Raw genomic sequence first — 24,681 nt, forward strand, 5'->3', positions numbered from 1 at the left:
TGTCACCGGAGTACTAACGTTTCCGGCCTTAAGTTCGCTAAATAGAACTGTCACCGGAGTACTAACGTTTCCGGTCTTAAGTTCATTTCATACACCTAAAATTCTTTTTCTATATCTGACTAATAGACAACTTCTACAAAGACAGTCCTTATCATCTATCTCGTTTTTTGACAATTTTGGAAAATCTCCACACCAACATGATATATCATTTTCACATGAAAAATTGTCTCCACACTCGGCACATTTTTTGTTCATTAGTTTTCTGATAGTATGCTTAACACTCTATTAGGTATGTCTGGCAATCTACTTACTGCCAAAACTTTGTCATAACCGAGATATTTCAAATTATTTGCAATTGCTGTGGCACTAAATGTATCTCTTCCAACTCCAATCGCTGTCATCTTAATTCCTAGTGATCTATATGATTTTAGAATTAATTTGACTGCATTTGCATCTGCTGGCTCTCCATCAGACAATGTCAGGAAAATATCAGGTTTTTTTGATGTCAAAACTGGAAGCATTCTGTCATATACTTCTGCTAATGGTGTTCCTCCATTTGCTGAAATTTGTGCTAATCTCTTAGCAGCTGAATTATTCCATTTCATTTCTGCTGGTTTTACTAACCAGCAAACTACCTGTCTATCTACTGTATTGAATGCATACACTGAAAAATCAATTTTCAAGAATGCAAGTACTTCACAAAGTCCAATTGTTGCTTTTTTGTATTCTATTTGCTGATCTGATACACTGGATGAATGATCAAGTAAGATAACAATACGTGATTTTATTGATTTTTTAATATCTGTAACAAATGGCTTATGAAATCCCTCGAGATATGATTCTTCATCAAAATCTTCACCTGAAATAACATGTTCCTCTTTCCATCCTGTCTTCCATTCACGAAATCTATTTTTTAAACTACTAATCAAATCTTGATCATAAATCTTTGTTTCATCTACATTTGTTGGGTTTGGAATTTGAATTCCAATGGTTTCTGGTATTAATCCCTTATTTTCATTCTTTTTAGTTTCATCTTTAATCAAGTCAAATTCTTTAGCAATTTCTAATCCTGCCATAGCCTTGTTAGGATCTATTTTTCCTAATTCTGATTCAAGATTCTTAGTAATTTTCTGTACTGCTTTTTCAAAATCTTGTGGTGTAACAACCATTCCTGGACCTTTTAGAGGAACTGATAATGGAATTGTCATCATTGCATCAATATCTAAAATTTTTACAATGTTTGGAATGTGTTCATCCAGCCATTCTGTACCATGATTATTTTTTAGTGCCTCATCTAATTTCTCTTTAGCAAAATTGGTTGCTTTTACAACACGTTCAAAATGACTTGGTTGCATCTCTCCTTTTACATCGCCAAATAAAAAATACTGATAAAATGCTTCTACAATTTTTGATTTTCCTAAAAGATCACCTAGATTTGGTCTGTAAATCCATTGCCATGAATAATTAAAAATTAACTCTTCATCCATTCCTTGCCAAATTTTTCTTCCAACTAATTCAACCCTTCGTCTTTCAATTGAATTTAACAAAAATCCTGATGCATGATCATTTGATTTTACATATTCACAATTTTTTATTTTCATACTTTCATACCATGCGGCAGTTCTGAATTGTCTATATCTTGAAAATTCATCTCCAATGTAATCCATAACTGGAGTGAGAATTACTTTATTTTCATTCATTCTTGTTTCATTAACTTTTTTTGGTGACATTGTCACAATTATCTTGTCATTCTCAGACCATCGTCTGATTAAAAATGTAGAAATTTCAATTAGTGTATCATTTCTTAAAGCAACTGATGACATTATCCTTCATACATGGATGCAATAATGTCATTAACTTTTTGTAATTCTATATTTCCCCATTGTGCATATACATTTCCAAAAACTATTTCAGCTGCTTTTTTTGGAGACATATCTTTATCAATTAATTTTGCATATGCTATAGTTTCTCTTAATGATGGCGAATAGTATAATTCTTCAACTGATGCAGCTTGTCTCAATGTATTTGCAAGTTTAATTCCTCTTTGTAATGTCTCATTACTTGCTTCTGGAACGTGTTCCTTGACAATCTCTAGTTCTTTTTCCTCAGGTGGATAGTCCATTCTTAGTCTAATAGGAAATCTACTCAAAAGTTGTGGAGGTAGTTCTTTTGTTCCGACATGATTTAATGGATTAATTGTTGCTATTACAAACCATGATTTGTTAGCTGTCACAATTTCTCCCCCAGATTCTTTCAAAACTACTTGCCGTCTATCATCTAAAGCTTCATCTAATCTTAACAAAACATCGGCTTCTGCGGCATTAATTTCATCTAGGTACAACATGTTACCCTCTTTCATTGATTTTATCAAAATTCCTTCATCAAATTGGATATTTCCTTCGGAAAGGCTCTTTGAACCTACAAGATGACTCTCTCTAGTTCTCAAACTAAAGTTAATTGATTCCAGTTTCATTGATTGTTTTTTTGCAAATTCTCTAACCAGTGTAGTTTTTCCTGTACCTTTTGGACCTATCACTAAAACAAAAATTCCTTGTTCGTGCGCTTTCTCCAATATCTCAAACGCATTACTCCAGTCTAGATATTCTGGAATACTATCTTCCATCAAAGTATAATTGTTTGATTTTCTACTTTATTTAAGACTAGATCTATGGTGCGTATGATGCTATCTTAACAAAGGATTCATCTAATGTTTTGTGTAATTTTTTGTTCCAATCGTCAAATCCAGATGGATCTTTTGGATAATTATTGTAATGTTCAACAAGCCATTGATTTTGACCTGATGTATATTTGAGACCGCTTGCAACTGTTTTGTTCATTGCACCTCTAATTATCATTCCTAGTTTACCAAGACCTGAAAAGTCAGGATGCTCTCCTTTACTTATTGCTTCAACGTCTAAGTTACCCAGAAAATGTTTCATACCATAACTAATTTGTTCATTTGTCATTGTTTGAACTAATCTTCTGAATAATTCTAAGCCGGCTGTTTTGTAACCATATTCTTTAATGAAATCTATGTTATACTGCCATAAACTTGCTTCTGAAACATCATTAGCTTCAATTGATTGTGCTACATTGTTTCCAATTATTGTACCTGCAATAAGAGCTGGTCCAATTCCACCTGCATCAATTGGTTTAGGCATCCATGCCGAATCTCCGACTAACATGTAACCTCCTGAAACCATACAATCATTTTGTCTTCGTACTGAAACTGAAGAAATTCCTGAATTGTTATGTTGATCCATTTCATCTTCTGAAAGTTTTGGATTTCTAAGAACTGGGTTTCTTTCTAGGTACTCTTTCATCAATGAACCGACATTATCTTTTTTTCCTAATCTCTCGTTTCGTTTATCTAAGTGTGTTTTTTCAACACCTAATCCGATGTTAACTTTATTGTCAGCTTTTGGAAAAACCCATCCATATCCTCCCGGTGCAATGTCTTGATCTAAATGAATTATACAATAATCTGGGTCAAATTCTGATAAATCTTCTTTTCCTGGTTCGAAATACATTATGTGTCTTCCAGTTGTTTCTACATCTGTTCTGTCTATCTCTTTCTCGACCTTTGTAGAATTTTGTAATCCATTTCTTAGCTTTGATGTAATTCCCATTGCGTCAACTACTAGTTTTGCAGTTTTTTTGTATGGCTGTTTTGTTTTATTATCGGTTCCCTGTACACCAACGACTTGTTGTCCATCATAAATTAATCCTGAAAGAGCAACTTCAAAGTTAAATTCAACTCCCATCTTCTTTGTTCTTTCATTTTGAATTTCTGGAAGTTTTTGTCTATTTAGCATATATCCTGCTCCATCAAATGGGATGGCTGTTTCTTTATCTGGTGAAAATGCCATAACTCCTTTTACATCATGTTCAATCTCTGGTCGTGTCCAAGGAATCTTGATTCTCTCAGTCATGAAATCTACTGCTTCTTTTGAACATGCATCTCCACATGTCCAACCTGCTCCACCTTTTCTACCTGGTAAGGTTTCTGGATTTCTGTCTACTGAAAGAATTCTCAAATTTTGTTTTGAATAATATGAAATTGCTTGTGCTGCAATTGTACCTGTTAATCCTCCACCTGCAACAATTACGTCATAATCTGTTTCCAACAAAACATTGTCTATATCATGAATATTTAAAACATCATAATAGCAAAATTGGGTCGGTTCGTCGCGGCGTCATCAGCGCTTGGCGCTCAGACTGGAGCGGCTTTTATTTCCTCATTCCCTCCTTGAATTACTCATAAATATTATTAAATGATCTATGGATCATTTTCTCATCAATTCCTGATAAATTTTCTTTGTCTCATTTTTGACATAAACTGGCGTACTAATGTTAATCTTGATTGTATCTTCTCTTGATAATGCTAAAATTCCTGACATTAGCTTTTGTTTACTGATTCGTAAGTTTAGACCTGAAGATGTTACATAATCTTCAACATAATTAAAAACATCATCAAACTCCTCTTTTTTCATTTTTGAAAAAAATAAACTTATAAAATTTTGAGCTGTTTTTCTTTTCAATTTTGATGAAATTAATAGTATGGGGTTGTTAAAATGACCTGAAACTTCTTCAACTTGAAACTCACTCTGTTCAATCTGAAAATTGTTCTCTAATTCTTCAAAAACTTTCTTTTCATTCTCTGTAGCATGCAGAATTAAATTAATTTTAACTTCTAATTGCATTTTGAGAACATTAGTTTAGTCTGTTTTTGGTTTTTTAGTTTTTGCTTCAAGCAAGACTGTTTGTGCTGATGCTGTCTTGATTAATTTCACCTTTTCTAAACCAACATGTCTTAATTTTATGACTTTTTTTGCAGCGGCCATGATATCTGAGTTAATTTTACCATAGCATGTTGCTTGTACAAATCCATCAATATCCATAGTTGGCACTGTTTTTTCAATTACATCTTTTGCTATTAGGCGTAATTGACGTTGTCTGGATGTGTTTAATTGTCTGTGTGTTAGAGCAATCATCTTGATTCTAAAAATGTAGTTATCTTTTGTTTGTATATCGATATTGAAATTAACTTTAGAAGAACCTCTTCTAATCAAACTTCTTAGAAATTCTTTTGAATATTCATATCTCTTGAAAACTGTTTTTGCTTTTGTATCATTAACTTCGTCAATCTGGAAAATTATTTTGTATTGATGTTGTGATGGATCGCCTTTGAGTATGTCCCATAATGTAACCTCTAATATTCTACCTTTGGCATTTTCATCATCTGTAATTGGTACATATCCAATATTGACATTATTGAAAGAGTCTGGAGCTACAACATTAACCCATTTCTTTTCTTTCCACTTGTCCTTAATCTTACGTGCTTTTCTTGCCAATTATCTTCGACGACTATTTTCTGAATATAAACTGTTCTAGATTATATCATATTGTCCCCAAAATATTTTTGTAAAACTTTTGGAATTTCTACATGTCCATCTTTAGTTTGATTATTCTCTAAAATTGCAACCATAGTTCTTTCTATTGCTACTAGTGTACTGTTCAAAGTGTGTATGTACTTTGTATCTTCATTACTCTTTTCTCTAAATCTGATCTTCAACCTTCTTGATTGATAATCAATGCAATTGGAACATGATACGATCTCTCTATACGCATTTTGACCTGCCATCCATGCTTCAATATCATATGTTTTAGCTGATACTTTGCCCATATCGCCACTTGATAACAACATCAATCTATATGGGATTTCTAATTGCTGATAAAATTCTTCTGTGTTTTTAATCATTTTTTCATGTTCTTCCCATGATTCTTCTGGTCTACAAAAAATAAATTGTTCAATTTTTTCAAATTGATGAACTCTAAAAATTCCTTTTTGATCTTTTCCATGTGCTCCTGCCTCTCTTCTAAAACATGGACTAATTGATGCATATCTTAACGGAATCTTTGAACCTTCTAAAATTTCATCATAATACATTGATGCAATTGCATGTTCTGATGTCCCAATTAAAAACAAATCTTCATCTTGTACTTTGTAGATCACATCCTCAAAATCGTCTGCAATCACAGCACCCTCCATAGATTGCCTGTTTATCATGTATGGGGGTTGAATCAAGTTGTAATTTTTACTCGAAACGAAATCTAGTGCAAATGCAGTTAAAGATTGTCCCAGTTTTACGAGTCCATCTTTTAGATAATAAAATCGTGCTCCAGCAGTTTTTGATGCTCTTTCAATATCTACAATATCTAACTCCAGTCCCAAATCGATATGATCTTTTACTTCAAAATCAAACTTCGGAATTTCTCCCCATGTTCTAACTTGTTTGTTAAATGATTCATCTGCTCCCTTTGGAACTGAATCATGTACTAAATTTGGTATTGAAAAAGACAAATTATGATAATTTTCATCAACTGTCTTTCGTAAATTCTCTAATTCATCTAACTTCTTTGATATATCTCCCATCTCTCTTAATAATTCTGAAGCATCATTTCCTGCTTTTTTCTCACTTCCAATCTTCACTGACATTTGATTTCTTTTTTGTTTTAATTCATCAGATTGCATCATCATCTCTTTTCGTGTGTTATTCAATTCTAACATTTTTTCAAAATCAAATTCTACTGCCCTATCTTTTAACATCTGTTTTATCAATTCAGGTTTATCTCTGATTATTTTTGGATCTAACATTATTTTATTACCTCCATGGAAAGATTTACGTGTTCCAATACCTCATCAACGGTTGAAATTAATTTCCGTAAGTCTCCTTCATTTGAAAAACAAAACACAAGCTGGTTTTTCTTTTCATTAATTGTCAAACTCAATCCTTTAGGAAAATTAACATTATCTGGCTCTAAGGCCTTTTCTATAACTTTGGCCTTTTCTCTAGAAATATTATTGATTGCTATCTCTATCTGGCATTTTGGTGACATTGCTTTCAAGATAGTCTAGAAATCCATCTAATTTGTCTTTAGTTATTTTTGCTCCTGCAGCCGCTTCATGGCCTCCTCCAATTCCATCAAATTGCTCTGCACCTCCTCTCATAAGCTGACTTAGATTAATAGAATTTTTACAGCTTGCAGATTTACGAGATGAAAATTTAATCGTGCCCTCTGAACCATCTGTTCTCAAAATTACTATTTTTCCTGAATTTTTTGGAGATCCTGCAATTAATGATGATATTGTCCCTGTCATTGTTTCTGGTACTAATCCTTGTGCATTCACCATCACACAGTTTTCCATATTGTTAGTTCTCCATCTCTCATTTGATAGAACGTTCATGTATTCTCTAATCATACTTCTATATTCTGATAAAATTTTCTCACCTTCCTGTAACATCACATTTCTATCTCCCATGCAAATTGCGATGCCTACTCCTGATTTGTTAATGCGACCACAAGAATTCAACATGGTAGAGAATTCTCTTCCATCTCTCAAAAAACTCCTTTTTTCTTCATTTGGAAATGTGTACGTATATCCAATCAATTCTTCCATTACTTGGGTGGCATTTTCTCCTTGAACAAATTTACTTATTGATTCGATAATGCTTTGTTTTTCTTCTTGTGATAAATCGGCTGGAACTCTCCATCTTGCTCCATCTTTAAGTTGAATTTTCGCATTGGTTAACATCGCAATGCAGGCATCTCGATTCCATGTCAATCCCTCAATAAATGGTTGAGATGTAAATGCAATTGCATCTGGGAGTGGTCTTGTCTCTCTGCCTACTAAAAGTAAGTCTAAATCTACGTTTACCAATCCTAGTTTCTTTGCAGTTTCTACAATCTCTAAATTTTTCCCAGTGAATGCTTTTCTCTCACCTTGATCTTGTCTGTCTCCTAATGCCGACACTACTGCAACTCTTGATAAATCCTCATTTTCATTGTTCAGCGCATTTGATGCTAGATATGCCATTCCTCCGGCACAAATCTCCACCCCTCCATCCATTCCAAATTTCCAGGCATTGATTACTCGCTCATTGTCTTTCTCTTCATCTGAAATCTCGTGGTGATCTAGCATGAGCCAATTATCTGATAATTTCTCGTCAAGCAGTTTTCCAAAGCCTCCTCCTAAGTCGGTAATTACATGCAAATCTCTTGTCTCTTTTTGCATTTTGTCTACCAATTTTTCACTAAATTCATTAGTTGTTCTGACTGTGCATTTCGCACCTTGTCGGATTAATGCTTTTGAAATTATTGCACCTGATGTGATTCCATCACAATCGATATGCGTGGTAACTAAGATATTTTTTCTTGATTTTATTGCATCAGAAATACGATCTGAAAAATTAGATAATGATTCTTCTAAAACTTTCCCCATTACTCTAACTGGGCCACTACAGACTTATATTTCCATTTTTGATCTATGTCGCCAGTTTTTTTGTAGTGAGTTGATAGTCTGTGAACTTTGGCTTCAACTAATTCCAGAGCTCTTACATTTCTGCTATCTGATTTGTTGTCTTTGATATGTTTTTGAAGATTAACTGCTTTCATTACAATATTATTCAAATCTTCAGGAATATCTGGCATCAGTTTGTTTGCTTTTAGCACATCTGTGATGCTTTTGTTAATGATTGGTTTAACCAAAGGGATTGCATGTTGATCTCTCAATTTTAAACCGATTTGACTAGATGTCATACCTTCTTTTGCATATTTGGTAATCAATCCTTCAATTTCTTCATTAGTTTGTTTGACCCATTCTGGTTTTTTTGGATCGATAGGTCTGATTGAATGTGACTTCCCATGGTTATGTGTATGCAGTCTTCCCATTTTTCTGCCTAAATTACGTACGGAATTAAATGTATCTAGCGAGATTGTTCAAAAAAGTTAAATAATAACGATAGTCAGAAAATGCAGATACAAATGAACAGATCAATAGTATTAGGCACACTTCTCGTAGGTGTTTTCTCATTGCCACTAATGTTGGCTGGTCCAGCATTTGCTCAATACATGGGCAGTGGTGGCGAAGGTGCTCAAGACGGTGGACATCCATCAATGTCTTTGGAAGCTCAATTAGAACTCGCAAAGAGAAAAGTTGACTATGCAGCAGATAATCCAGGTGCAGGTTCCGGTACTCCATACATGGATGCTGGAGGTGTATTAGGTGCATCAGCTATCGCAGCCGCAATCTTTGGTGGTATCGCAGGTGCTTTCTTCTTAAGAGGAAGAACCGGAAAATACGCCAAACCAGGAACAGGATAATCTCCTTCCTTACTTCTTATTTTATTCCTAAACCTTAGCATTGGCTGATCTCGGCGTCTAATAATTAAAAAAAATCTTTATATCGACCTCTGAATTCAAAATATTGATGATTCCTGTATTCGGAACAATCTTGAGTATATTGTCTAGTCTGACCGGACAACTCGGTCCAAACTATGACCCACTATTCTACGATGTTATGGTATACATCTTTGGAACTATCATGTTCACAATATTCCTACTCGCACTGATTGCGTACTGGGTACGTATTCATGGATGGGGATACAAAGATAATCGTGAAAGATGGGTCGATGAACTTGACAAACACTTTGAGAATGAGGGCATCGGTTTAATTCCTGATAACGGAAAATACTGGTAAATTCAATCTCTTTCTTTTCTATTTTATACGCGTCCCTAGTGAAAACTTTGTTCAAAAATCTTTAACCTGATATTCATAATTGACTTGGTGTTATCTTGCTAGATTCTTCTAAAGGTCTGGAGGTAAGAAATCTGCATCCTTTGATGTGTCGTAGTCTTTTGAGGTAAATTCTGCTCTGTACGTATATCCATCTTCTATTAACTCGTTGATGAAATGTGGTGATTCTTTACCGTTGACGATAATCTTGGATTTGCTTAGTTCCATATCTCTGATAGGGAAATCCCATGACCATAAGAAATGGCCTATCTCAAATGGATATTCCTCAGTCCACTCTGCATAGATGGTTCCATCGTCTGTTAGGGTGTAAAGCGATCTCTGGCATCCGTCTTCAAATCCTATGTTTGCTGGAATATCTGCTCTGTTCTTGTCTATGTATAATTCCAATTGGGCTGAAATGACAAATTGAGTATCTCGCTCATTTATGCAGACTTTGAGAGGATCGTCTTTACTAATCTGACCTTGAATTAGGCTACTTCCAACTCCTACTGTAATTGCAATTATTGCGGTAATTGCTAAAAATCTTAGAGTCTTTTTTCTCTTTGCTGGATCTCCTAACCCTGGATATTTCATAGCAAAACTGGATTAGTTTGGAATAAAGTCTTTTCTAAGCCTCTGCTAAATCATCGATAATCTCTAAAGTATCAAATTGGTCTTGGTGGTCTGCTATGAAAAATGTAATTGGTGTCGAATCCACTTCGACCCATTCTGACTCTCCTTCGAAAGGCAGAAAGTCTTCAACTGCCAGATTGTTAGGACCTGAAAATCTAACTAGTACTTTTTGCTTTTTTTTTAATTTGAATGGTAGTTTTAGGACTTTGCCTCTTCTTTCATCTTGTATGTTTATTGTATAATCGTCGCCTCGGAATTCTACTTTGCCTTTGAAGTAGCTTTCGTGAATATTCAGATGATCAATTTTGAATACGTGAACCATGATTGGTTTAACCTATCCGAAGATAAAAGTAAATTGTCATTTTTAATCGTGAGTAAATATTAATCTATACTTAATTATTTGTTAAAAAAATTAAGTAGATGAAACTTTGTGTATGCACTTAGATTTGTAATTCAATAAAAGGAAAAAAGAGTGAGTTTAGATTACTTGCCAAGGTCGTGTTGCAAATGTGATTACATAACCAACTGCAATGATAATTGATTGATATGCGATGTTGGTATATGGAATAGGTTTGAGAATTGGTTCTCCTTCTACAACTACGGTTTGTCCTGGTCCAAGTCCAGGTCCTACGTGCTCAATGTTCAATTGAGTGTGGACGTGATAAACTCCTGGTTCAAGAGCACGTGCTGAGATTTCATAATCGACAACATCGTTACCTGGAATGTCAAAGACATTACCTGGTGGATCTCTTGCTAGAATCTCCCATCTGTTACCTGCGTTAGTTGACTCTGAGAAAATTGATGACCATGCACGCATGTCTGAATCAATCAAACTTACGAATGCACCGCTCAAAGTTAGAACTTCACCGGTTTGGAGGGATTGTCTGTTGAATGTTTCATCCTCAATTCGAATGAAACGACTTTGCAATTGTGCTTGTACACCGTGGCCTTCAGCAGTTTGAATCATTGTTGCTACATTAGGTCCAAAGACTCCAACTACCATTACGGTTGCAAGTGCAAATGCCATTACTTTTCTATCTACCATTGTTATCCCTTAATTGTAAACGACAGAAATGAGGAATTTAAGTTTTAACTATCGTGTCGATCCACGTTATTTTCCTCATAAAACATTCCAATGTTAATCATTAATGTTAATCATTAAAATGATGAAAAAAATTAATAAAAAAATTGTATTTTTTAAATTTATAATTGAAAAATTTATGAAATTTTCCCATCAAAAAATGAATTTTTTGAATAAAAATCTCTAAATTCCAACCTCGTGGCTTATATTCCAAAAAGCACGTATAGATACTATGGCACAAATGCCGGCATTACTCCCAAAAGAAGTCGAAATCCAGAGATTGAAAAAAATCTGGTTAGTAGTCATCGCTATGGGATCAACAGCCGCATCCGTAGAAGTCGACAACTTTGTCGATGGTTCACTCCATCAGACTTCTATTAGAGATTCAGCATTCACTCCAGCACACTGGTGGTTATACTCTCACTTTGTAGCACTACCACTTGGATGGGGATTCGCAGCAATCTATGATAGAAAAGTCCCAGTATTGAGAGGACCAAACAACTCTATGAACACAGGTCTAAAGATGACAATCTTAGGTTATCTTGCAACCATGTTTACTATTGGTGTTAACGAGATGTGGCACTTTTGGTTCGTCGAAGAAATCTTCGCAGTTCCAAACCACTGGATGTTCAACATGGGTGTCGTCGTAGCCTTCATGGGTGCTCTAGCTTACGTAGTTAGAGTCTATGCAAGACTCGTCGAATTAGGTGCAGAAACACCTGGTGAAAACCCATATGTTGCAGAAATGTACAAAATGGCCCTTGAGGGTAAATTGTACAGCAGATCCATACCATAATCAAGTACAAATTCGTACTTTGTTTTTTTTATGCTCCTACCTAATGGTAGATCGGTTGGTGCCCAGAATCTAGGAAAGACTTTAATAGATTCTGTCGACTGATAATTCTATATGACACTTCCAAAAGGATTTGGTTCAGGTGGCGGAGGCGGAGCAGGTTCTGCTGACGTCGAGAAAATGATTGGCCGTCGTGTTGAAAACATGACTGGAATGATCACTGCATCATTTATCGCAGCATGGCTAGCAACATTTGGTGGTACTGCAGCAGGATATTTTGTATATCCTTGGGCATATCCTACACCAAGCGGACATTATGCATTTATCGTCCTGACCATTATAGAAGCAATTGGTTACCTCTTCTGTGTCAAAGTTATGGAAGAAGGAACAACTAAGAAAAGTAACGGTATAGTTGGCGGAGTATTAGGTGGAGTCACCATTGGTACAATCGCAATCGTTATGTTCGTAGGAAAATAATCAAACTCAGTCCTAAAGGACTTTCCTTTTTATCTATTCTAGTCACGGTTACGTGCGCACGATCTCGGTATTTTCCCAAATTTTTATATACTAACCGACAGGAATATTTTCATGGTCTGGCTTAGACGATGTACTCACTACTTATTCATAGTAGTAGTCGCAGTCAACTCAACTTTGCTAACAATCAACGCAGGGGACTACATCTTCTATACTGATTGGGCCTGGACATCGTTTGTAGTATTCTCAATATCTCAAACACTTATGCTCACTGTAGGTGCGTGTTACTATCTCACCTTCACTGGAGTTCCAGGAACCGCAACGTACTATGCATTAATCATGACAGTCTACACATGGATTGCAAAAGGTGCATGGTTCGCATTAGGTTACCCATATGACTTCATCGTTACACCAGTTTGGCTACCATCAGCAATGCTGTTGGACTTAGCGTACTGGGCAACAAAGAAGAATAAGCACTCTCTGATACTGTTCGGCGGAGTCTTAGTTGGAATGTCATTGCCACTATTCAACATGGTCAATTTGATCACTGTGGCTGACCCACTAGAGACTGCATTCAAGTATCCAAGACCAACGTTACCACCATATATGACCCCGATAGAACCGCAGGTAGGTAAATTCTACAACAGCCCTGTTGCACTTGGTGCCGGTGCTGGAGCAGTATTAGCCTGTACATTTGCGGCTTTAGGTTGTAAACTTACAACATGGACATACAGATGGATGGCCGCTTGGTCAAAGTGGGATTAGAAAAACCCATTTCCTCTTTTCATTTTATTGAATACTAGTTAGGCAGCGCCTTAATCGATGAAATTATCCAAAAACGAAATTTGTATTTAACCTATTGCCCGTAAATCAATTAATTCTTCACACTTGGTGATCTTAGATTCACTTGGCTAGACAAAACCTGATTATGAAAGAAAGTAGCCTTGGCACAAGAATATAGACAAATTGCAATATCGGAGCCAAAACCATTTGTAAAATGGGTTGGAGGAAAAAGGCAACTCATGCAAGAATTGGAAAATAATTTTCCAAAACAATTTGGAACATATCATGAGCCATTCTTAGGTGGAGGTGCTGTAATGTTCAATTTGTTATCAAAAGAACCAAAATTGTCATGCAATGTATCTGATTTTAACTCTGATTTGATATTGGCATATATTACAATTCGTGATAAACTTGGAAAACTCATAGAATCTTTAGAAAACCACTCAAAGAATTACCACGATGATTCTACAGAATACTATTATGAAGTAAGAAAACAAGAGCCAAAACTACAGATTGAAAAAGTATCTAGATTAATTTTCCTCAACAGGACCTGTTTTAATGGATTATACCGTGTAAACAAAAAAGGTCAATTCAACGTACCTCTTGGCAGATACACAAATCCAAATATTGTAAATAAAGAAAATCTAACTTCTGTTAGTAAAATTCTACAATCTGAAAAAATCAAAATTTCATGCAGAGGTTTTGAGGCAGTTTTAGACGATACCAAAAAGGGTGATTTGATATATTTTGATCCTCCATATCAGCCAATTAGCAGTACTGCAAATTTTACTAGCTACACTCATAGAGATTTCACTGAAGATGACCTTGAGAGATTAGCCACTTTGGCAAATCAACTCAATTCCAAAGGCTGTCATGTATTACTCTCAAATTCAAATTCCAAAGTTGTTAAGGATATTTTTTCGGAAAAGCATTGGAAAATTTCTTCAATAAATGCAAATCGAGCAATCAACTCTAATGCTCAAAAGAGAACTGGACACAAAGAAATCATAATAAAAAATTATTAAAGCTTCGAGCGGGATCTGAACCCACGACCTTTACATTACCAATGTAACGCTCTACCAGGCTGAGCTATCGAAGCATAAATTTTTCAATATCTAGAATCCTTATAATTCTTCATTACTTTTTTCTCAACATCAACTGTTAAATTTCTCGCAAATTGTTGTTTTTCTAGTGGAGGGGTAGTCAAGCCTGGCCAAAGAAAGCATCATGCTTTTGGACACGCGGGACTTAAGATCATAATAATGGGTGATCCCGTCTCTCAGGAGTTCGAGGGTTCGAATCCCTCCCCCTCCACTTTATCTATGATTTCGGAGACCTTTGGAATTTAATTTCTCATAAATTTCTGGTATTGACCAGACATAACCAATACAGTGACAATCTTTTGCCTCACATAATTGACAATATAGCTCTCCTCTCTGGAAAACAACTTCTGCAATTCTGTTTTGAATATTATTCTTCAAGATGACTCTGTCATCCTCAATTGACATTAATTCTAATTTTGGAGCATATTTTGCAAATGTCTTATCTTTTAACATTGAATCTTCTAACATGTATGTGATATAGCCGGCGAAACTATTCACGCCTTTCATTGTTAGTTTTTCTTTATTTTTTTCGTAAACATCATAGAACTTTTCATAAACTTGTTCTGAAATTGTAATTGATTTGAATCCTGGTTTTGGCATTTTACCTTCTCTTACCGTACTTTCAAGTACCATGTATATAATGTTTTTTCAGTGAAATTTGTTACCTTATGAGTAAATCATTTTCAATTATAATTAGACTTTATACCATAGATGTCTAATATTTTCATATGGCTCGTGGTTATGATGAAACTGAAGTAAAATTTCGTTTGATCAAATTACTTCATTCATCAAAATCTGGAATATCAGGAGTTGAGATTTCTGAAAAACTAGGAATCAATCGTGTAACCATGTCGAAATATCTGAATAAATTTGCAGCAGAGGGTACCATAACACAGAAAAATATTGGAAATCTGAACTTGTGGTTTGTCGATGAGGATATTGAACAATTAAACTTCCCCGATGATTATTTTCTTGTTCAAGAAAAATTTCTTTCGCATGTGATTGATTGCAACGAACGACACGTTAACAATTTGATAAAAAACTGCATTAACTCTAAAGCAAAAATGGACAAAATCATTACTGAGATAATCATCCCAACAATACCTCATATCCAAAAATTATTTGATGATGGAAAAATTGGAAAATCTGAAGAACAGTTGATGACTGGAATAATATCCAATTCCCTTCAAATGATTACCTACCACTCTGGTCACTCTGATTCTGGAAAAAATATCATAATATTGTCTGCTGATTCTGAGTCTATATTATCGTCTGAATCTGCAGCCGCTGCATTTCGTTCTCAAAATTGGAATGTATTTTCAATTGGTGATATTTCCTCATCAATTGATGTTTTGTTTGATCTTGAACTTAGAAAATTACTCTCAAAAACCTGGAAATCAAAAGAAGGTGTTATGATAGTTCTTGTATTTTCCCAAACTGAAGAAGGATTGAAGTTTATCTCTGATTCATTTTATTCTGTAAAAGAAAAGTCTGAGAATAATCTCTTCATTGTATTGTCTGGAAAAACTGGAAAAAAAGTCAAAATTAAAGGCGATTTATCAGTCTCTAAACTTGAAGACATTCTTCAATGGTCTAATACAAAATACGAAAATTCATAGAAAATTAATGGGCCCGATGAGATTCGAACTCATGGCCTTTCGATTATCAGTCGAACGCTCTAGCCAAGCTGAGCTACGAGCCCTCGAAAATTTTCGAGGATTTGGTCATTTAAGTTTGCTGTTCTTTCCACTTAATTGAGCATCCAATTGAAGGGTCAAAATCTTTTTCAATTTTCTGCCCTTCTAAGAATTTTTGAATATTGTTTATCATCACTTTCTCACTTACTTCTGCTTCTGGATTCATTGCATCATCTATTCTTCCATGAAAAATTAATTTTTTTTCTGAATCAAATAGGAATGGATCTGGTGTACAAACAGCCCCATATTTTTTTGCAATTTCTTGAGTTTCATCAACCAAATAATCGATTTCTAGACCTTTCTCTTTGGCAACAGCCTTCATGCTATCAAAATCATCATCTGGATATTTTACAGAGTCATTGCTGTTGATACCTACTATTGAAATGTCATCTTTGAATTTATCATGAAGTTCTTTAATTGCCTCTATCTTTGCCTTTACAAATGGACAGTGATTGCACATGAAAATTACCAATAAGCCTTTTTTTGAATAATCATTTAGAGAGTGCATCTGATCATCAATGCCTTTTAGATTAAATTCTGGTGCATTATCTCCAGTTTTTAATGAGATAACTGATTCCATTTTTGCCATAAAAAAATCAATTTCTATAACAAATAAAAGGATTACAGATATTCCAAAAGACAACAATTAAACTCTCATAATTATTCAAGCAGTTATTGGGCTTGTAGTTTAGACTGGTAGAATACTCGCCTTGCACGCGAGGGGTCAGGGGTTCAAATCCCCTCGAGTCCACCATTTTTTATTAACCGATCATGTTCGATATTCGAAAATGAAGGTGGATTTAAATATCATTGATATGGGAAAATTACTATGGCAGGTTATGAAGCCTCAATAGCAGTTTGGATTCCACTAATTGTTGGTTTAGCACCGGGACTAGTTTACTGGTTCGCAATTACTGGAATGCGAAAAAGAAGATAATCTTCTATCAAACTCTTTTACTTATTTTATTTTTCTCTAATTCAATATTATTAGATATTTCATGTTCATCTGTAAAATCCGAGAGTTTATGTTAAACAATACCATCCCTATACGTGATGTTTAGATTAACTGCACTAGGTGGTACGTTTGATATAATCCATGTCGGTCATGTCGGATTAATTGAAAAAGCGGTATCTATTTCTGAAAAAATAATAATTGGTTTAACATCTGATGAGTTTATCTCAAAACATGGAAAAAAAATAAACAATAATTTCGAACAGCGATTTGAGAATTTGGAAAAAATGATTCATGAAAATTTTCCTAATTGCTCATTTGAAATAGCAAAATTAGATGATGATTTTGGGCCTGCAGTAATTGAGGGGAATGTTGATGCATTGGTGGTTAGCGAAGAAACACGCAAAAAAGGTGATATTTTGAATGCCTCCCGTAAAGAACGTAATTTGACTCCTGTTGAAATCATCACCATTCCTATGAAATTAGCATCTGATGGTAAACGAATTTCATCTACACGAATACGAAATTCCGAAATTGATAGTTCAGGAAATATCTTAGTTGACTAATCACTGTTCATAAATTGAGTAATCCCGATAAAACAAAAAATTCCAATATTTGGCAATGTCAATAATTCATCCATTATTACAAAAATTACAAAATGACGTTCAAGAACTACAAAAAGGACTACAACCAGACCATTTATCTTTCTGGTACCAAAAAATCATTTCTGACACAAAAGAGATGGCTCCTCCTTGGCTTCAAGATAAAATCAATGTAAAACAAGATCCAATTTTACCAATGAAGTTTAATCTTGATATTTCAAAAAGAGCAGTTCGATACTTTATCATTGCAGTTGAAAATAATTTGTCACAAATGCCTTATTCTACTCAACTATATTTTTTGAAGGTTCAAGAAATACTGGGTTTTGAAATGGATAAATCATTAGTTTAGTTCTTCTTTAAAAATTTCAACCAGTCCTTCATTTGTTGAAGTACCAATTATTTTTGCTTTCTTTTCAATAATTGATTGCATGAAATCTGTAAATTTAGTCACCTGTTCTTTATCTTTTAACACTATGCTATGTACAGATTTGTCTTTTATAGAAATTACAATTTCAGTTTCAAAAACATCAATTATTTCAGTAATGAAGGTTTCATTTCCTTCTTTTACAAAAATTAAACTAGCTAACTTTTGTGCTTCATACTTGTCATCAGTGACAATCTCAACTTTATTCATCTGATAGTAAGAATTTTGATAAATTCTTTTTTGCCTCTTCCCGCTTTTGTTGATGTATTTTCAAAAATGAATTAATCTTTTCAATTAAGATTGCTTTTAATTCTCCAGTTAACATTTTGCCTGATTTGTAATCTTCATAAATTTTCTTTAATTTATCATCATCTTGTTCAAAAAATATTCTCAAGTATTGAAAAGAGACATCAATGTCTGGGTTTCCTCCAAGTTCTCTGTGTTTTTCAATATCAACCTGTCCACCTGAAAATCCATATTTGTTAATCTTCTTTTTTACCACTTGTGGAGAATCTGTCGTGTAAATGGTTGATTTTTCATCAGAAGCAGACATTTTTCCACCAGGTCCTGTCAATGCTGGAATCATGATGTTGTGTATCAATGCTGGTTTTGGTTTGTTTATTTTTGGCGCAACATCACGTGTAATTCTGAAATGAGGATCTTGGTCTACTCCGAGTGGAATTAACACTGGTAAGTCTTCAATGAAACATGGTGCTGATTGTAAAGATGTATAGAAAATCATTCCAACATTCGTATCGTTTGTAAAACCAAACACAGCTTTTGTATTTGAGAAATTAATTTTTTTTGCAACTTGAGCTGCAATAGGGTACAGTCTCCTTATATTTCGAGTATTGATTATAATTTTTGTTTTTTCCGGATTGAATCCAAGTGCAATAAAGTCAAGCGCATTTTCTAACGCAAATTTACTTGTGTCTTCAAGCGTCAGGTCAGATTTTGTATAAAATTTTTCATCATCTGTTAACTGAAAATAGATATTCACATCAAATTTTTCTTGTAACCATTTTGCAAAAACCCATGGAACTAAGTGACCTATGTGTGTATTACCTGAAGGACCTCGTCCTGTATACAAGAAGAATTTCTTACCTTTTTCAAAATTATCTAAAATTACATTTAGATCTCTATGAGAAAAGAAAATTCCTCTTCTTAACATGAAATGATCTTCTCCTGTGATTTTCTTTATTTTTGATAGAATTTCAGGTGAAATCTTCTGAGTGCCAAATTGTTTGGTTAATTTGTCATAATCTATGTCGCCTTCAACATTCCATGGCGTTACGACAAATTCATCTGATGACATTCAAGTTTGACTTAGGTTAAGCTTTAAAAAGTCTTTTTGGGACGTTGTACTGTGTCACAAGTTTTTCATGATATAGAAAAAAAAATTTTAGAGACATTACAAAAAACTCCTAATCAAAGTCCTGAACAATTATCAAAAAATACTGAACTTTCAATTGATCAAATCCGTAGAGGAATTGAATGGTTGCGCCTAAAGGATCTAGCCTTAGTAAATGAATCAGAAAAAATAACTTTTTCATTAGGTCCTAACGGTCTTGATTCTTTCAAAAATGGATTACCTGAAAGAAAACTCATCAATATGCTAAAAGAAGAACCAAAAACCTTTGAACAAATACGTTCTGTATTATCTGGCGCCGGATTCAACGTTGCAATAGCAAATGCTAAAAAAAATGGCTGGATAAAAATCGAAAAAAATAATTCTGATTCATTAGTATCAATAAAAGAAAAACCAATAGAAACACCTGAAGAAAAACTTCTTTCATTCATAGGTGAAAAAACTATCTCACAAGAGGAAATTACAAATCCTCTGGCAATGAAAATCCTACTCTCTAGACCAAATTACATTGTACAAAATTCAGAGAAATCAAAAATCATATCCTTAACTGATGCTGCACTTTCTCTTGACACAAGTATTTCCTCCAGTGGTGCAATTGATGTTGAAGCAGACGTGCCTTCCATATTTGCAGCTAGAACTCATCCATTACAAGACACTATTGATGAAATACGTGAAATATTTGTCAATCTTGGCTTTTCTGAAATTCTAGGAAACATGACTCAATCCAGTTTTTGGAATTTTGATGCCCTTTTCACTCCTCAAGATCATCCTGCAAGAGAACTTCAAGATACATTCTATTTAGAAAATTTAGAATCAAAAAATCCCGCATCTTCTTCTCAAATAAAAAACGTATCTTCATCTCATAAAAAAAATTGGAAATATGATTGGAAATTATCTGAATCACAAAAAATGGTTTTACGAACACATACTACATGTGTAACCATAAAACATCTTGCAGAACAAAAACCTGAAAACGCAAGAATTTTTTCAGTAGGCAGAGTATTTAGAAATGAAAAAGTTAGTTACAAACATCTAGTTGAATTTAATCAGATTGAAGGAATTGTAATTGGAAATAATACAACTCTACGTGATTTAATGGGAATCCAAAAAGAATTTTATAAAAAGTTAGGATTAACAAAAATTAAATTTTGGCCAACATTTTTCCCATACACTGAACCATCTTTACAAACAATGGTGTATAATGAAAAATTAGGAAAATGGATTGAACTATTTGGTATGGGAATTTTTAGACCTGAGGTAACAAAACCTCTGGGAATCGACAAACCTGTTTTAGCTTGGGGAGGAGGAATTGAGAGAATTGCAATGTTAAAGTATGAACTAGATGATGTTAGGGAATTTTATAATAACAATCTAAGTTGGTTGAGGAGTGTATAATTGCCTGTTGTTGAATTAAACATCAATCGAATTAAAAAATTAGTTTCTGGAAATGTAACAAGAAAACAAATTCTTGATGTGTTGCCGTTTCTCGGTTTGGATATTGAGTCTGAAGTTGGTGATGAAATTCGAATTGAATACAGTCCAAATAGACCTGATTACTCGACTGATTATGGAATTGCGACTGGTTTACAAGGTCTACTTGGAATAAAAAAAGGAATTCAAAAAACTAGTATTAAGAAAAAAGGTAATTTTGCAATTAAAGTAGAATCTTCTGTAACAAAAATTCGACCATATGTAACGGGAATTGTTGCAACAAATGGAAAATTGGATGATGTTGCAATCAAACAATTGATGAACATGCAAGAGGATCTTCACTTTGGAATAGGAAGAAAACGAAAGAAATCTTCTATTGGATTACATGATGCAGATAAGATATCTTTTCCTCTAACATACACAACTGTATCACGAGATCATAAATTTATCCCATTAAACGGTAACACTGAACAATCAATTGATGAAATTTTAACTAATACTGAGGTTGGTCAAAATTATGGTTCTGTAATTGAAAGTGCCAAAAATGTACCTATAATATTTGATTCAGAACAAAAAACCATATCTTTTCCACCCATTATCAATTCTGCATTAACTACTGTTACACCAAACACAAAAAACATTCTCATTGAAGTAACTAGTATTGATAAAGAAGCAGCTGAAGACATGCTTTCTGTTGTAGTATCAATTCTACAAACTGCTGGATTTGAATTTAATGAATTAAAAATTTCTGGAAACAAAAACTCCACACCTCAATTAAAAGAGAAAATTATGGTCTATGATCCAAAATTTACTTCTGAGATAATTGGTATAGACATGAATCCATCAAATATGGTTGCATGTTTAAAAAAATGTAGATTAGATGCATCAGTAAAAGGTAAAAAAATTACATGTACTATTCCTAGATATCGATTTGACATCTTTAGTCCAATGGATTTGACAGAAGAAATTGCTCTTGGATACGGAATTGCAAAAATTGAACCAAAATTATCTGCATCAACAACAATTGGTCAAAAAAATGATGTAACAATTAAAACAAAATTACTTAGTCAAACTGCAGTTGGTCTTGGATTTCTTGAGGCAATGAACTCAAGTCTTACAAGTAAAAAAGTTCTATATGAAATGACAAAAAGGAATTCATCAGAAATAATTTCTGTATTAGACTCAAAAAGTCAAGAACATACAATTCTTCGTGATTCTCTTTTACCTAGTATGTTAGATAATCTTTCAAAAAATATTCATGAATCATACCCTCAAAAATTATTTGAAACTGGAGTTGTGTTTTCTAAAAGGAAACCTATTGATGAATCAATTAATCTTGCAGCCGTAATTGCATACAAGGATACAAATTATTCTGAAATTAAAGCAATAATGCAATCACTTCTCAAAACTAATTTCAAAATTATTTCAGAAACAAAAACTTCTCAAAATAATGAATTATTCACAAAAGGAAGACATGCAGATATTTTCGTTAATAATAATAAAATTGGTGAAATTGGAGAAATTGATTCTAATATATTAGAAAATTTCAGAATTAGAACTTCTGTAGTAGGTTTTGAGATAAAATTATCTGGATTAATATTTGACTAGCTGAAATTAGGTAATGCCCAAAGAGCACGCATTCAGACGGATTAGGATGACGAGATCGTAATGATTACAATGATTTCTAATTCACCCAGGTTTGCGACATTGTGGGCAACCCCGGTTTCAGATCTGAAATGAGGATTTGGCTAAAACCAATGATTTTTTGCGAGTCAGGACCGGGGAACATTTTTTAAAATTTTAAATGTCCATTTCTAAAATCAATTTTGATTGAAATGGTAAATTATTGGCTTGCAAAACAAGAACCAAGTGGACCTAGAGGTTATCACATTCTTGATCTAAAAAAAGATAAGACAACTGTATGGGATGGTATTCATAACAATCAAGCACTAAAGTTTATGCGAGATGCAAAAAAAGGTGATGAAATCATTTACTATCATACTGGTACTGAAAGACAAGCAGTTGGTATAATGACTATTACATCAAATCCATACCCTAATCCAAAAGAAGACAACAAAAGATTCATTGTTGTAGATGTAAAATTCAAAAAATTGTTTAAAACTCCTGTAACGCTTGACGAGATGAAACTTCAAAAAAGTTTCAAAAACTGGGAACTATTGAGAATAATGAGATTATCTTTCATGCCTGTACCCCCAAATATTTGGAAAACCATTTTAAAATTATCTGATAAATAATTTTCCCAATAGGATAATTGATATACATGAACGTTGTAGTTTTTCCATGGCAACAGCATATGTACTCATTAACTGTGAGCTTGGTTCTGAGGAAGCTATCATCTCTCAGTTGAAAAATCTAGAAGGAGTAATAGAAGTTCACGGTACATTCGGTGCTTATGACATCTTGGCAAAAATTGAATCGTCAACAGTCGAAGCATTACGTGAAACAATTACCTGGAAGATTAGAAAAATAGAAAAGATTAGATCAACCCTAACCCTAATGGGCATAGAAGGTCAAACCTAATCACTACCCTTTTTGTTAAAATGCTCTTACATTTTATTTTTGTAATTAAAGAAGAAGATCTGCCGCATCGTAAAGATGAATTTGAATATGTTAAATCTATGGCAAAATTTTTTCAAAAATGGATAAAAGAAAATTTTTCAATATCATATGAAATTCAATGTGATGAGATGATTACAGAACCTCGTAGTATTCTTCAAAAACTTGATTCTCATACTTTGTTAGATGATCATCGTCAACGTGGACAGGAAATTTACCATTTCTATTTAACACATTTTAGACCTCTATGGACTGATTGTACATGTGAAGGTTTTCATGCAGAAAACTTTGGTATGGCACTGTGGCAAAAACCAAAAAATGGTTATGATGAACTATTTCTTGCAGAAAAGAATTGTACTACTGTATGTCATGAAATTTTACATGAAATGCTAAGACAGAAAAAACATAAACGCTACATTGAAGATGTTCATGATTTACAAACCCAACATCTGTTCAATGATTTACCTTTCATTCAATATGATGAAAATTATGAAATTACTGAAAATAAACCAAAATTCCTTTCAATGGATATATCTAAAATAGATTTCTAACACTTTACAACAGAATAAATTCTGTTTTCAAAATTTGCAGTTTTAAATTCTAATTTATTTTCTGCATCATCTTTTCTTGACTTGCTCAACTCTTCTAATCCAATTAATGCATCTCCTTTGAAACCAACAGATGAACCATAGATTGCATCAATTAGCTGTGTTCCATGTTCTCCACTTTTTACGTCGTCAGCAATTTGATAAAATTTTTCGACATCTTTTTTATTAATTGCATTTCCTGTTGCTTTGTTAAATGCAATTGCCATGTACATTCCATTACTTTTAATTGCAATTGGAACTTTGTGTTCCTTTCCAGATTTTCCTGGAATACTTTCGTTAATCAAAACTTCACATTTATGATACATGCTAGAAACATATGCAAAAAATCTATACTGTGCATATTTCCCTTTTTTGTCTTCTTCACAGTCGACAAAAATTCTGTTTAATAGCTCCAATGCATCATCATTCATGCTCTGTAACCTGTCATCAATTCTTCCTCTTTCTAGAAGCTCTGAATCTGTATCTTTAGCAACTAATTTTAGAATAAAGTCTGGTAAATTGTAATTTTTTAATGCTGTAACATAGGCACCTGCTTGTGACATGCCAAATTTAGGAAAACCTTTCTTAACCATGGATG

The 24,681-nt window shown here is 33.7% G+C and carries 31 protein-coding genes and 4 tRNA genes; 16 read left to right on the forward strand and 19 right to left on the reverse strand.

Features of this window, described 5'->3' with window-relative positions; genetic code table 11:
* Nucleotides 1-254: 254 nt before the first annotated feature.
* The 9 genes from T478_RS01390 to T478_RS01430 form a co-directional block, all read right to left on the reverse strand.
* Nucleotides 255-1,823: a vWA domain-containing protein gene (locus T478_RS01390; RefSeq protein WP_048104596.1), complete on the reverse strand. Its 1,569-nt coding sequence runs from the start codon at nucleotides 1,821-1,823 to the stop codon at nucleotides 255-257.
* Nucleotides 1,823-2,623 (reverse strand): AAA family ATPase, encoded by an 801-nt coding sequence (locus T478_RS01395; protein WP_048104598.1) that lies wholly within the window; start codon nucleotides 2,621-2,623, stop codon nucleotides 1,823-1,825. Before T478_RS01395 ends, T478_RS01390 begins: the two co-directional genes overlap by 1 nt.
* A gap of 43 nt (nucleotides 2,624-2,666) precedes the next feature.
* Nucleotides 2,667-4,127 (reverse strand): NAD(P)/FAD-dependent oxidoreductase, encoded by a 1,461-nt coding sequence (locus tag T478_RS01400; RefSeq protein ID WP_048104602.1) that lies wholly within the window; start codon nucleotides 4,125-4,127, stop codon nucleotides 2,667-2,669.
* Between the two features lie 159 nt (nucleotides 4,128-4,286).
* Nucleotides 4,287-4,703, reverse strand: a complete 417-nt coding sequence (locus tag T478_RS01405) for an RNA-binding domain-containing protein (RefSeq protein WP_048104604.1) — start codon at nucleotides 4,701-4,703, stop codon at nucleotides 4,287-4,289.
* Nucleotides 4,704-4,718: 15 nt separating this feature from the next.
* The gene (locus tag T478_RS01410) at nucleotides 4,719-5,354 is read right to left on the reverse strand and encodes a 30S ribosomal protein S3ae (RefSeq protein ID WP_048104606.1); all 636 of its coding nucleotides are present in this window, start codon (nucleotides 5,352-5,354) and stop codon (nucleotides 4,719-4,721) included.
* A gap of 41 nt (nucleotides 5,355-5,395) precedes the next feature.
* A complete protein-coding gene (gene serS / locus T478_RS01415) occupies nucleotides 5,396-6,658 on the reverse strand; it encodes a serine--tRNA ligase (protein WP_048104608.1) in 1,263 nt (420 codons plus the stop codon).
* Nucleotides 6,658-6,900, reverse strand: coding sequence for a KEOPS complex subunit Pcc1 (locus T478_RS01420; protein WP_048104610.1), 243 nt, complete (start codon nucleotides 6,898-6,900; stop codon nucleotides 6,658-6,660). Before T478_RS01420 ends, serS begins: the two co-directional genes overlap by 1 nt.
* On the reverse strand, nucleotides 6,863-8,284 hold the full coding sequence (gene recJ, locus T478_RS01425; protein WP_048104612.1) for a RecJ family nuclease: 1,422 nt from the start codon (nucleotides 8,282-8,284) through the stop codon (nucleotides 6,863-6,865). The genes T478_RS01420 and recJ overlap by 38 nt, the downstream gene beginning before the upstream one ends.
* Entirely contained in the window at nucleotides 8,284-8,733 is a 450-nt protein-coding gene (locus tag T478_RS01430; RefSeq protein ID WP_048104615.1) for a 30S ribosomal protein S15, read from the reverse strand. The genes recJ and T478_RS01430 overlap by 1 nt, the downstream gene beginning before the upstream one ends.
* Before the next feature lie 93 nt (nucleotides 8,734-8,826).
* Between T478_RS01430 and T478_RS01435 the strand changes: the two genes are divergently transcribed.
* Nucleotides 8,827-9,165: a hypothetical protein gene (locus tag T478_RS01435; protein ID WP_048106704.1), complete on the forward strand. Its 339-nt coding sequence runs from the start codon at nucleotides 8,827-8,829 to the stop codon at nucleotides 9,163-9,165.
* A 106-nt stretch (nucleotides 9,166-9,271) separates the two neighbouring features.
* Complete coding sequence (locus tag T478_RS01440; RefSeq protein ID WP_048104617.1) at nucleotides 9,272-9,541, forward strand: hypothetical protein; 270 nt, start codon at nucleotides 9,272-9,274, stop codon at nucleotides 9,539-9,541.
* 108 nt (nucleotides 9,542-9,649) lie between these two features.
* Here the strand turns inward: T478_RS01440 and T478_RS01445 are convergent, their stop codons facing one another.
* The 3 genes from T478_RS01445 to T478_RS01455 all read right to left on the reverse strand — a co-directional run bounded on the left by T478_RS01445 (nucleotide 9,650) and on the right by T478_RS01455 (nucleotide 11,255).
* Nucleotides 9,650-10,171, reverse strand: a complete 522-nt coding sequence (locus T478_RS01445) for a hypothetical protein (protein ID WP_048104622.1) — start codon at nucleotides 10,169-10,171, stop codon at nucleotides 9,650-9,652.
* Between the two features lie 34 nt (nucleotides 10,172-10,205).
* Nucleotides 10,206-10,532 carry a hypothetical protein gene (locus tag T478_RS01450; protein ID WP_048104625.1) on the reverse strand — a complete coding sequence of 109 codons (327 nt, stop codon included), beginning with the start codon at nucleotides 10,530-10,532 and terminating at the stop codon, nucleotides 10,206-10,208.
* Nucleotides 10,533-10,688: 156 nt separating this feature from the next.
* A complete protein-coding gene (locus T478_RS01455; RefSeq protein ID WP_048104626.1) occupies nucleotides 10,689-11,255 on the reverse strand; it encodes a methane monooxygenase/ammonia monooxygenase subunit B in 567 nt (188 codons plus the stop codon).
* A gap of 259 nt (nucleotides 11,256-11,514) precedes the next feature.
* Here T478_RS01455 and T478_RS01460 point away from each other — a divergent pair, with 259 nt between their 5' ends.
* The 4 genes from T478_RS01460 to T478_RS01475 all read left to right on the forward strand — a co-directional run bounded on the left by T478_RS01460 (nucleotide 11,515) and on the right by T478_RS01475 (nucleotide 14,366).
* A complete protein-coding gene (locus T478_RS01460) occupies nucleotides 11,515-12,087 on the forward strand; it encodes a methane monooxygenase/ammonia monooxygenase subunit C (RefSeq protein ID WP_425320018.1) in 573 nt (190 codons plus the stop codon).
* 111 nt (nucleotides 12,088-12,198) lie between these two features.
* Nucleotides 12,199-12,561 carry a hypothetical protein gene (locus T478_RS01465; RefSeq protein ID WP_048104632.1) on the forward strand — a complete coding sequence of 121 codons (363 nt, stop codon included), beginning with the start codon at nucleotides 12,199-12,201 and terminating at the stop codon, nucleotides 12,559-12,561.
* A 111-nt stretch (nucleotides 12,562-12,672) separates the two neighbouring features.
* The gene (locus tag T478_RS01470; protein ID WP_048104634.1) at nucleotides 12,673-13,323 is read left to right on the forward strand and encodes an ammonia monooxygenase family protein; all 651 of its coding nucleotides are present in this window, start codon (nucleotides 12,673-12,675) and stop codon (nucleotides 13,321-13,323) included.
* Nucleotides 13,324-13,502: 179 nt separating this feature from the next.
* The gene (locus T478_RS01475) at nucleotides 13,503-14,366 is read left to right on the forward strand and encodes a DNA adenine methylase (protein ID WP_048104636.1); all 864 of its coding nucleotides are present in this window, start codon (nucleotides 13,503-13,505) and stop codon (nucleotides 14,364-14,366) included.
* On the opposite strand, the gene T478_RS01480 is transcribed toward T478_RS01475, so the two are convergent.
* Nucleotides 14,367-14,440: transfer RNA gene (locus T478_RS01480), tRNA-Thr, on the reverse strand.
* A 94-nt stretch (nucleotides 14,441-14,534) separates the two neighbouring features.
* Between T478_RS01480 and T478_RS07530 the strand changes: the two genes are divergently transcribed.
* Nucleotides 14,535-14,655, forward strand: a tRNA-Leu gene (locus tag T478_RS07530).
* Between the two features lie 2 nt (nucleotides 14,656-14,657).
* On the opposite strand, the gene T478_RS01490 is transcribed toward T478_RS07530, so the two are convergent.
* Nucleotides 14,658-15,044 (reverse strand): hypothetical protein, encoded by a 387-nt coding sequence (locus tag T478_RS01490; protein ID WP_048106706.1) that lies wholly within the window; start codon nucleotides 15,042-15,044, stop codon nucleotides 14,658-14,660.
* Between the two features lie 128 nt (nucleotides 15,045-15,172).
* Here T478_RS01490 and T478_RS01495 point away from each other — a divergent pair, with 128 nt between their 5' ends.
* A complete protein-coding gene (locus T478_RS01495; protein WP_048104639.1) occupies nucleotides 15,173-16,063 on the forward strand; it encodes a B12-binding domain-containing protein in 891 nt (296 codons plus the stop codon).
* 8 nt (nucleotides 16,064-16,071) lie between these two features.
* Here T478_RS01495 and T478_RS01500 read toward each other — a convergent pair.
* Both T478_RS01500 and T478_RS01505 read right to left on the reverse strand, forming a co-directional pair.
* Nucleotides 16,072-16,146: transfer RNA gene (locus T478_RS01500), tRNA-Ile, on the reverse strand.
* Nucleotides 16,147-16,172: 26 nt separating this feature from the next.
* Nucleotides 16,173-16,730 (reverse strand): thioredoxin family protein, encoded by a 558-nt coding sequence (locus T478_RS01505; RefSeq protein ID WP_048106708.1) that lies wholly within the window; start codon nucleotides 16,728-16,730, stop codon nucleotides 16,173-16,175.
* A gap of 88 nt (nucleotides 16,731-16,818) precedes the next feature.
* Between T478_RS01505 and T478_RS01510 the strand changes: the two genes are divergently transcribed.
* The 3 genes from T478_RS01510 (at nucleotide 16,819) to T478_RS01520 (ending at nucleotide 18,044) form a co-directional block, all read left to right on the forward strand.
* Nucleotides 16,819-16,895, forward strand: a tRNA-Ala gene (locus T478_RS01510).
* A gap of 299 nt (nucleotides 16,896-17,194) precedes the next feature.
* Nucleotides 17,195-17,659: a phosphopantetheine adenylyltransferase gene (locus tag T478_RS01515; RefSeq protein ID WP_048104641.1), complete on the forward strand. Its 465-nt coding sequence runs from the start codon at nucleotides 17,195-17,197 to the stop codon at nucleotides 17,657-17,659.
* 55 nt (nucleotides 17,660-17,714) lie between these two features.
* Nucleotides 17,715-18,044 carry a hypothetical protein gene (locus tag T478_RS01520; protein WP_048106710.1) on the forward strand — a complete coding sequence of 110 codons (330 nt, stop codon included), beginning with the start codon at nucleotides 17,715-17,717 and terminating at the stop codon, nucleotides 18,042-18,044.
* Here T478_RS01520 and T478_RS01525 read toward each other — a convergent pair.
* A complete protein-coding gene (locus T478_RS01525; RefSeq protein WP_048104642.1) occupies nucleotides 18,036-18,329 on the reverse strand; it encodes a hypothetical protein in 294 nt (97 codons plus the stop codon). The genes T478_RS01520 and T478_RS01525 overlap by 9 nt on opposite strands.
* Complete coding sequence (locus T478_RS01530) at nucleotides 18,322-19,434, reverse strand: tryptophan--tRNA ligase (protein ID WP_048104644.1); 1,113 nt, start codon at nucleotides 19,432-19,434, stop codon at nucleotides 18,322-18,324. The genes T478_RS01525 and T478_RS01530 overlap by 8 nt, the downstream gene beginning before the upstream one ends.
* A 51-nt stretch (nucleotides 19,435-19,485) precedes the next feature.
* Here T478_RS01530 and pheS point away from each other — a divergent pair, with 51 nt between their 5' ends.
* The 5 genes from pheS (at nucleotide 19,486) to T478_RS01555 (ending at nucleotide 24,047) form a co-directional block, all read left to right on the forward strand.
* Nucleotides 19,486-20,883 (forward strand): phenylalanine--tRNA ligase subunit alpha, encoded by a 1,398-nt coding sequence (pheS, locus tag T478_RS01535; protein ID WP_048106713.1) that lies wholly within the window; start codon nucleotides 19,486-19,488, stop codon nucleotides 20,881-20,883.
* Entirely contained in the window at nucleotides 20,884-22,527 is a 1,644-nt protein-coding gene (pheT, locus tag T478_RS01540; RefSeq protein WP_048104645.1) for a phenylalanine--tRNA ligase subunit beta, read from the forward strand. It begins immediately after the preceding gene.
* 227 nt (nucleotides 22,528-22,754) lie between these two features.
* Entirely contained in the window at nucleotides 22,755-23,174 is a 420-nt protein-coding gene (locus tag T478_RS01545) for an EVE domain-containing protein (protein WP_048106715.1), read from the forward strand.
* A 46-nt stretch (nucleotides 23,175-23,220) separates the two neighbouring features.
* On the forward strand, nucleotides 23,221-23,460 hold the full coding sequence (locus T478_RS01550; RefSeq protein ID WP_048104647.1) for an Lrp/AsnC family transcriptional regulator: 240 nt from the start codon (nucleotides 23,221-23,223) through the stop codon (nucleotides 23,458-23,460).
* A gap of 20 nt (nucleotides 23,461-23,480) precedes the next feature.
* Nucleotides 23,481-24,047, forward strand: a complete 567-nt coding sequence (locus T478_RS01555) for a hypothetical protein (RefSeq protein WP_048104650.1) — start codon at nucleotides 23,481-23,483, stop codon at nucleotides 24,045-24,047.
* Here T478_RS01555 and T478_RS01560 read toward each other — a convergent pair.
* Nucleotides 24,044-24,676: a hypothetical protein gene (locus tag T478_RS01560; protein ID WP_048104653.1), complete on the reverse strand. Its 633-nt coding sequence runs from the start codon at nucleotides 24,674-24,676 to the stop codon at nucleotides 24,044-24,046. The genes T478_RS01555 and T478_RS01560 overlap by 4 nt on opposite strands.
* Nucleotides 24,677-24,681: the final 5 nt, after the last annotated feature.

Origin of the sequence: Candidatus Nitrosopelagicus brevis, from assembly GCF_000812185.1 — an archaeon.
In the GTDB taxonomy this organism is placed as follows: Archaea; Thermoproteota; Nitrososphaeria; order Nitrososphaerales; family Nitrosopumilaceae; genus Nitrosopelagicus; species Nitrosopelagicus brevis.

Coding starts and splice junctions, on each gene's coding strand:
- T478_RS01495 (WP_048104639.1), top strand. CDS start 15,173: ATGGCTCGTGGTTATGATGAAACTGAAGTAAAATTTCGTTTGATCAAA.
- T478_RS01530 (WP_048104644.1), bottom strand. CDS start 19,434: ATGTCATCAGATGAATTTGTCGTAACGCCATGGAATGTTGAAGGCGAC.
- T478_RS01550 (WP_048104647.1), top strand. CDS start 23,221: ATGGCAACAGCATATGTACTCATTAACTGTGAGCTTGGTTCTGAGGAA.
- T478_RS01440 (WP_048104617.1), top strand. CDS start 9,272: ATGATTCCTGTATTCGGAACAATCTTGAGTATATTGTCTAGTCTGACC.
- T478_RS01525 (WP_048104642.1), bottom strand. CDS start 18,329: ATGAATAAAGTTGAGATTGTCACTGATGACAAGTATGAAGCACAAAAG.
- T478_RS01455 (WP_048104626.1), bottom strand. CDS start 11,255: ATGGTAGATAGAAAAGTAATGGCATTTGCACTTGCAACCGTAATGGTA.
- T478_RS01560 (WP_048104653.1), bottom strand. CDS start 24,676: ATGGTTAAGAAAGGTTTTCCTAAATTTGGCATGTCACAAGCAGGTGCC.
- T478_RS01555 (WP_048104650.1), top strand. CDS start 23,481: ATGCTCTTACATTTTATTTTTGTAATTAAAGAAGAAGATCTGCCGCAT.
- T478_RS01420 (WP_048104610.1), bottom strand. CDS start 6,900: ATGTCACCAAAATGCCAGATAGAGATAGCAATCAATAATATTTCTAGA.
- T478_RS01450 (WP_048104625.1), bottom strand. CDS start 10,532: ATGGTTCACGTATTCAAAATTGATCATCTGAATATTCACGAAAGCTAC.
- T478_RS01405 (WP_048104604.1), bottom strand. CDS start 4,703: ATGCAATTAGAAGTTAAAATTAATTTAATTCTGCATGCTACAGAGAAT.
- T478_RS01545 (WP_048106715.1), top strand. CDS start 22,755: ATGGTAAATTATTGGCTTGCAAAACAAGAACCAAGTGGACCTAGAGGT.
- serS (WP_048104608.1), bottom strand. CDS start 6,658: ATGTTAGATCCAAAAATAATCAGAGATAAACCTGAATTGATAAAACAG.
- T478_RS01435 (WP_048106704.1), top strand. CDS start 8,827: ATGAACAGATCAATAGTATTAGGCACACTTCTCGTAGGTGTTTTCTCA.
- T478_RS01445 (WP_048104622.1), bottom strand. CDS start 10,171: ATGAAATATCCAGGGTTAGGAGATCCAGCAAAGAGAAAAAAGACTCTA.
- T478_RS01520 (WP_048106710.1), top strand. CDS start 17,715: ATGTCAATAATTCATCCATTATTACAAAAATTACAAAATGACGTTCAA.
- T478_RS01465 (WP_048104632.1), top strand. CDS start 12,199: ATGACACTTCCAAAAGGATTTGGTTCAGGTGGCGGAGGCGGAGCAGGT.
- T478_RS01390 (WP_048104596.1), bottom strand. CDS start 1,823: ATGTCATCAGTTGCTTTAAGAAATGATACACTAATTGAAATTTCTACA.
- T478_RS01430 (WP_048104615.1), bottom strand. CDS start 8,733: ATGGGAAGACTGCATACACATAACCATGGGAAGTCACATTCAATCAGA.
- T478_RS01470 (WP_048104634.1), top strand. CDS start 12,673: ATGGTCTGGCTTAGACGATGTACTCACTACTTATTCATAGTAGTAGTC.
- T478_RS01490 (WP_048106706.1), bottom strand. CDS start 15,044: ATGCCAAAACCAGGATTCAAATCAATTACAATTTCAGAACAAGTTTAT.
- T478_RS01395 (WP_048104598.1), bottom strand. CDS start 2,623: ATGGAAGATAGTATTCCAGAATATCTAGACTGGAGTAATGCGTTTGAG.
- T478_RS01515 (WP_048104641.1), top strand. CDS start 17,195: ATGTTTAGATTAACTGCACTAGGTGGTACGTTTGATATAATCCATGTC.
- recJ (WP_048104612.1), bottom strand. CDS start 8,284: ATGGGGAAAGTTTTAGAAGAATCATTATCTAATTTTTCAGATCGTATT.
- T478_RS01505 (WP_048106708.1), bottom strand. CDS start 16,730: ATGGCAAAAATGGAATCAGTTATCTCATTAAAAACTGGAGATAATGCA.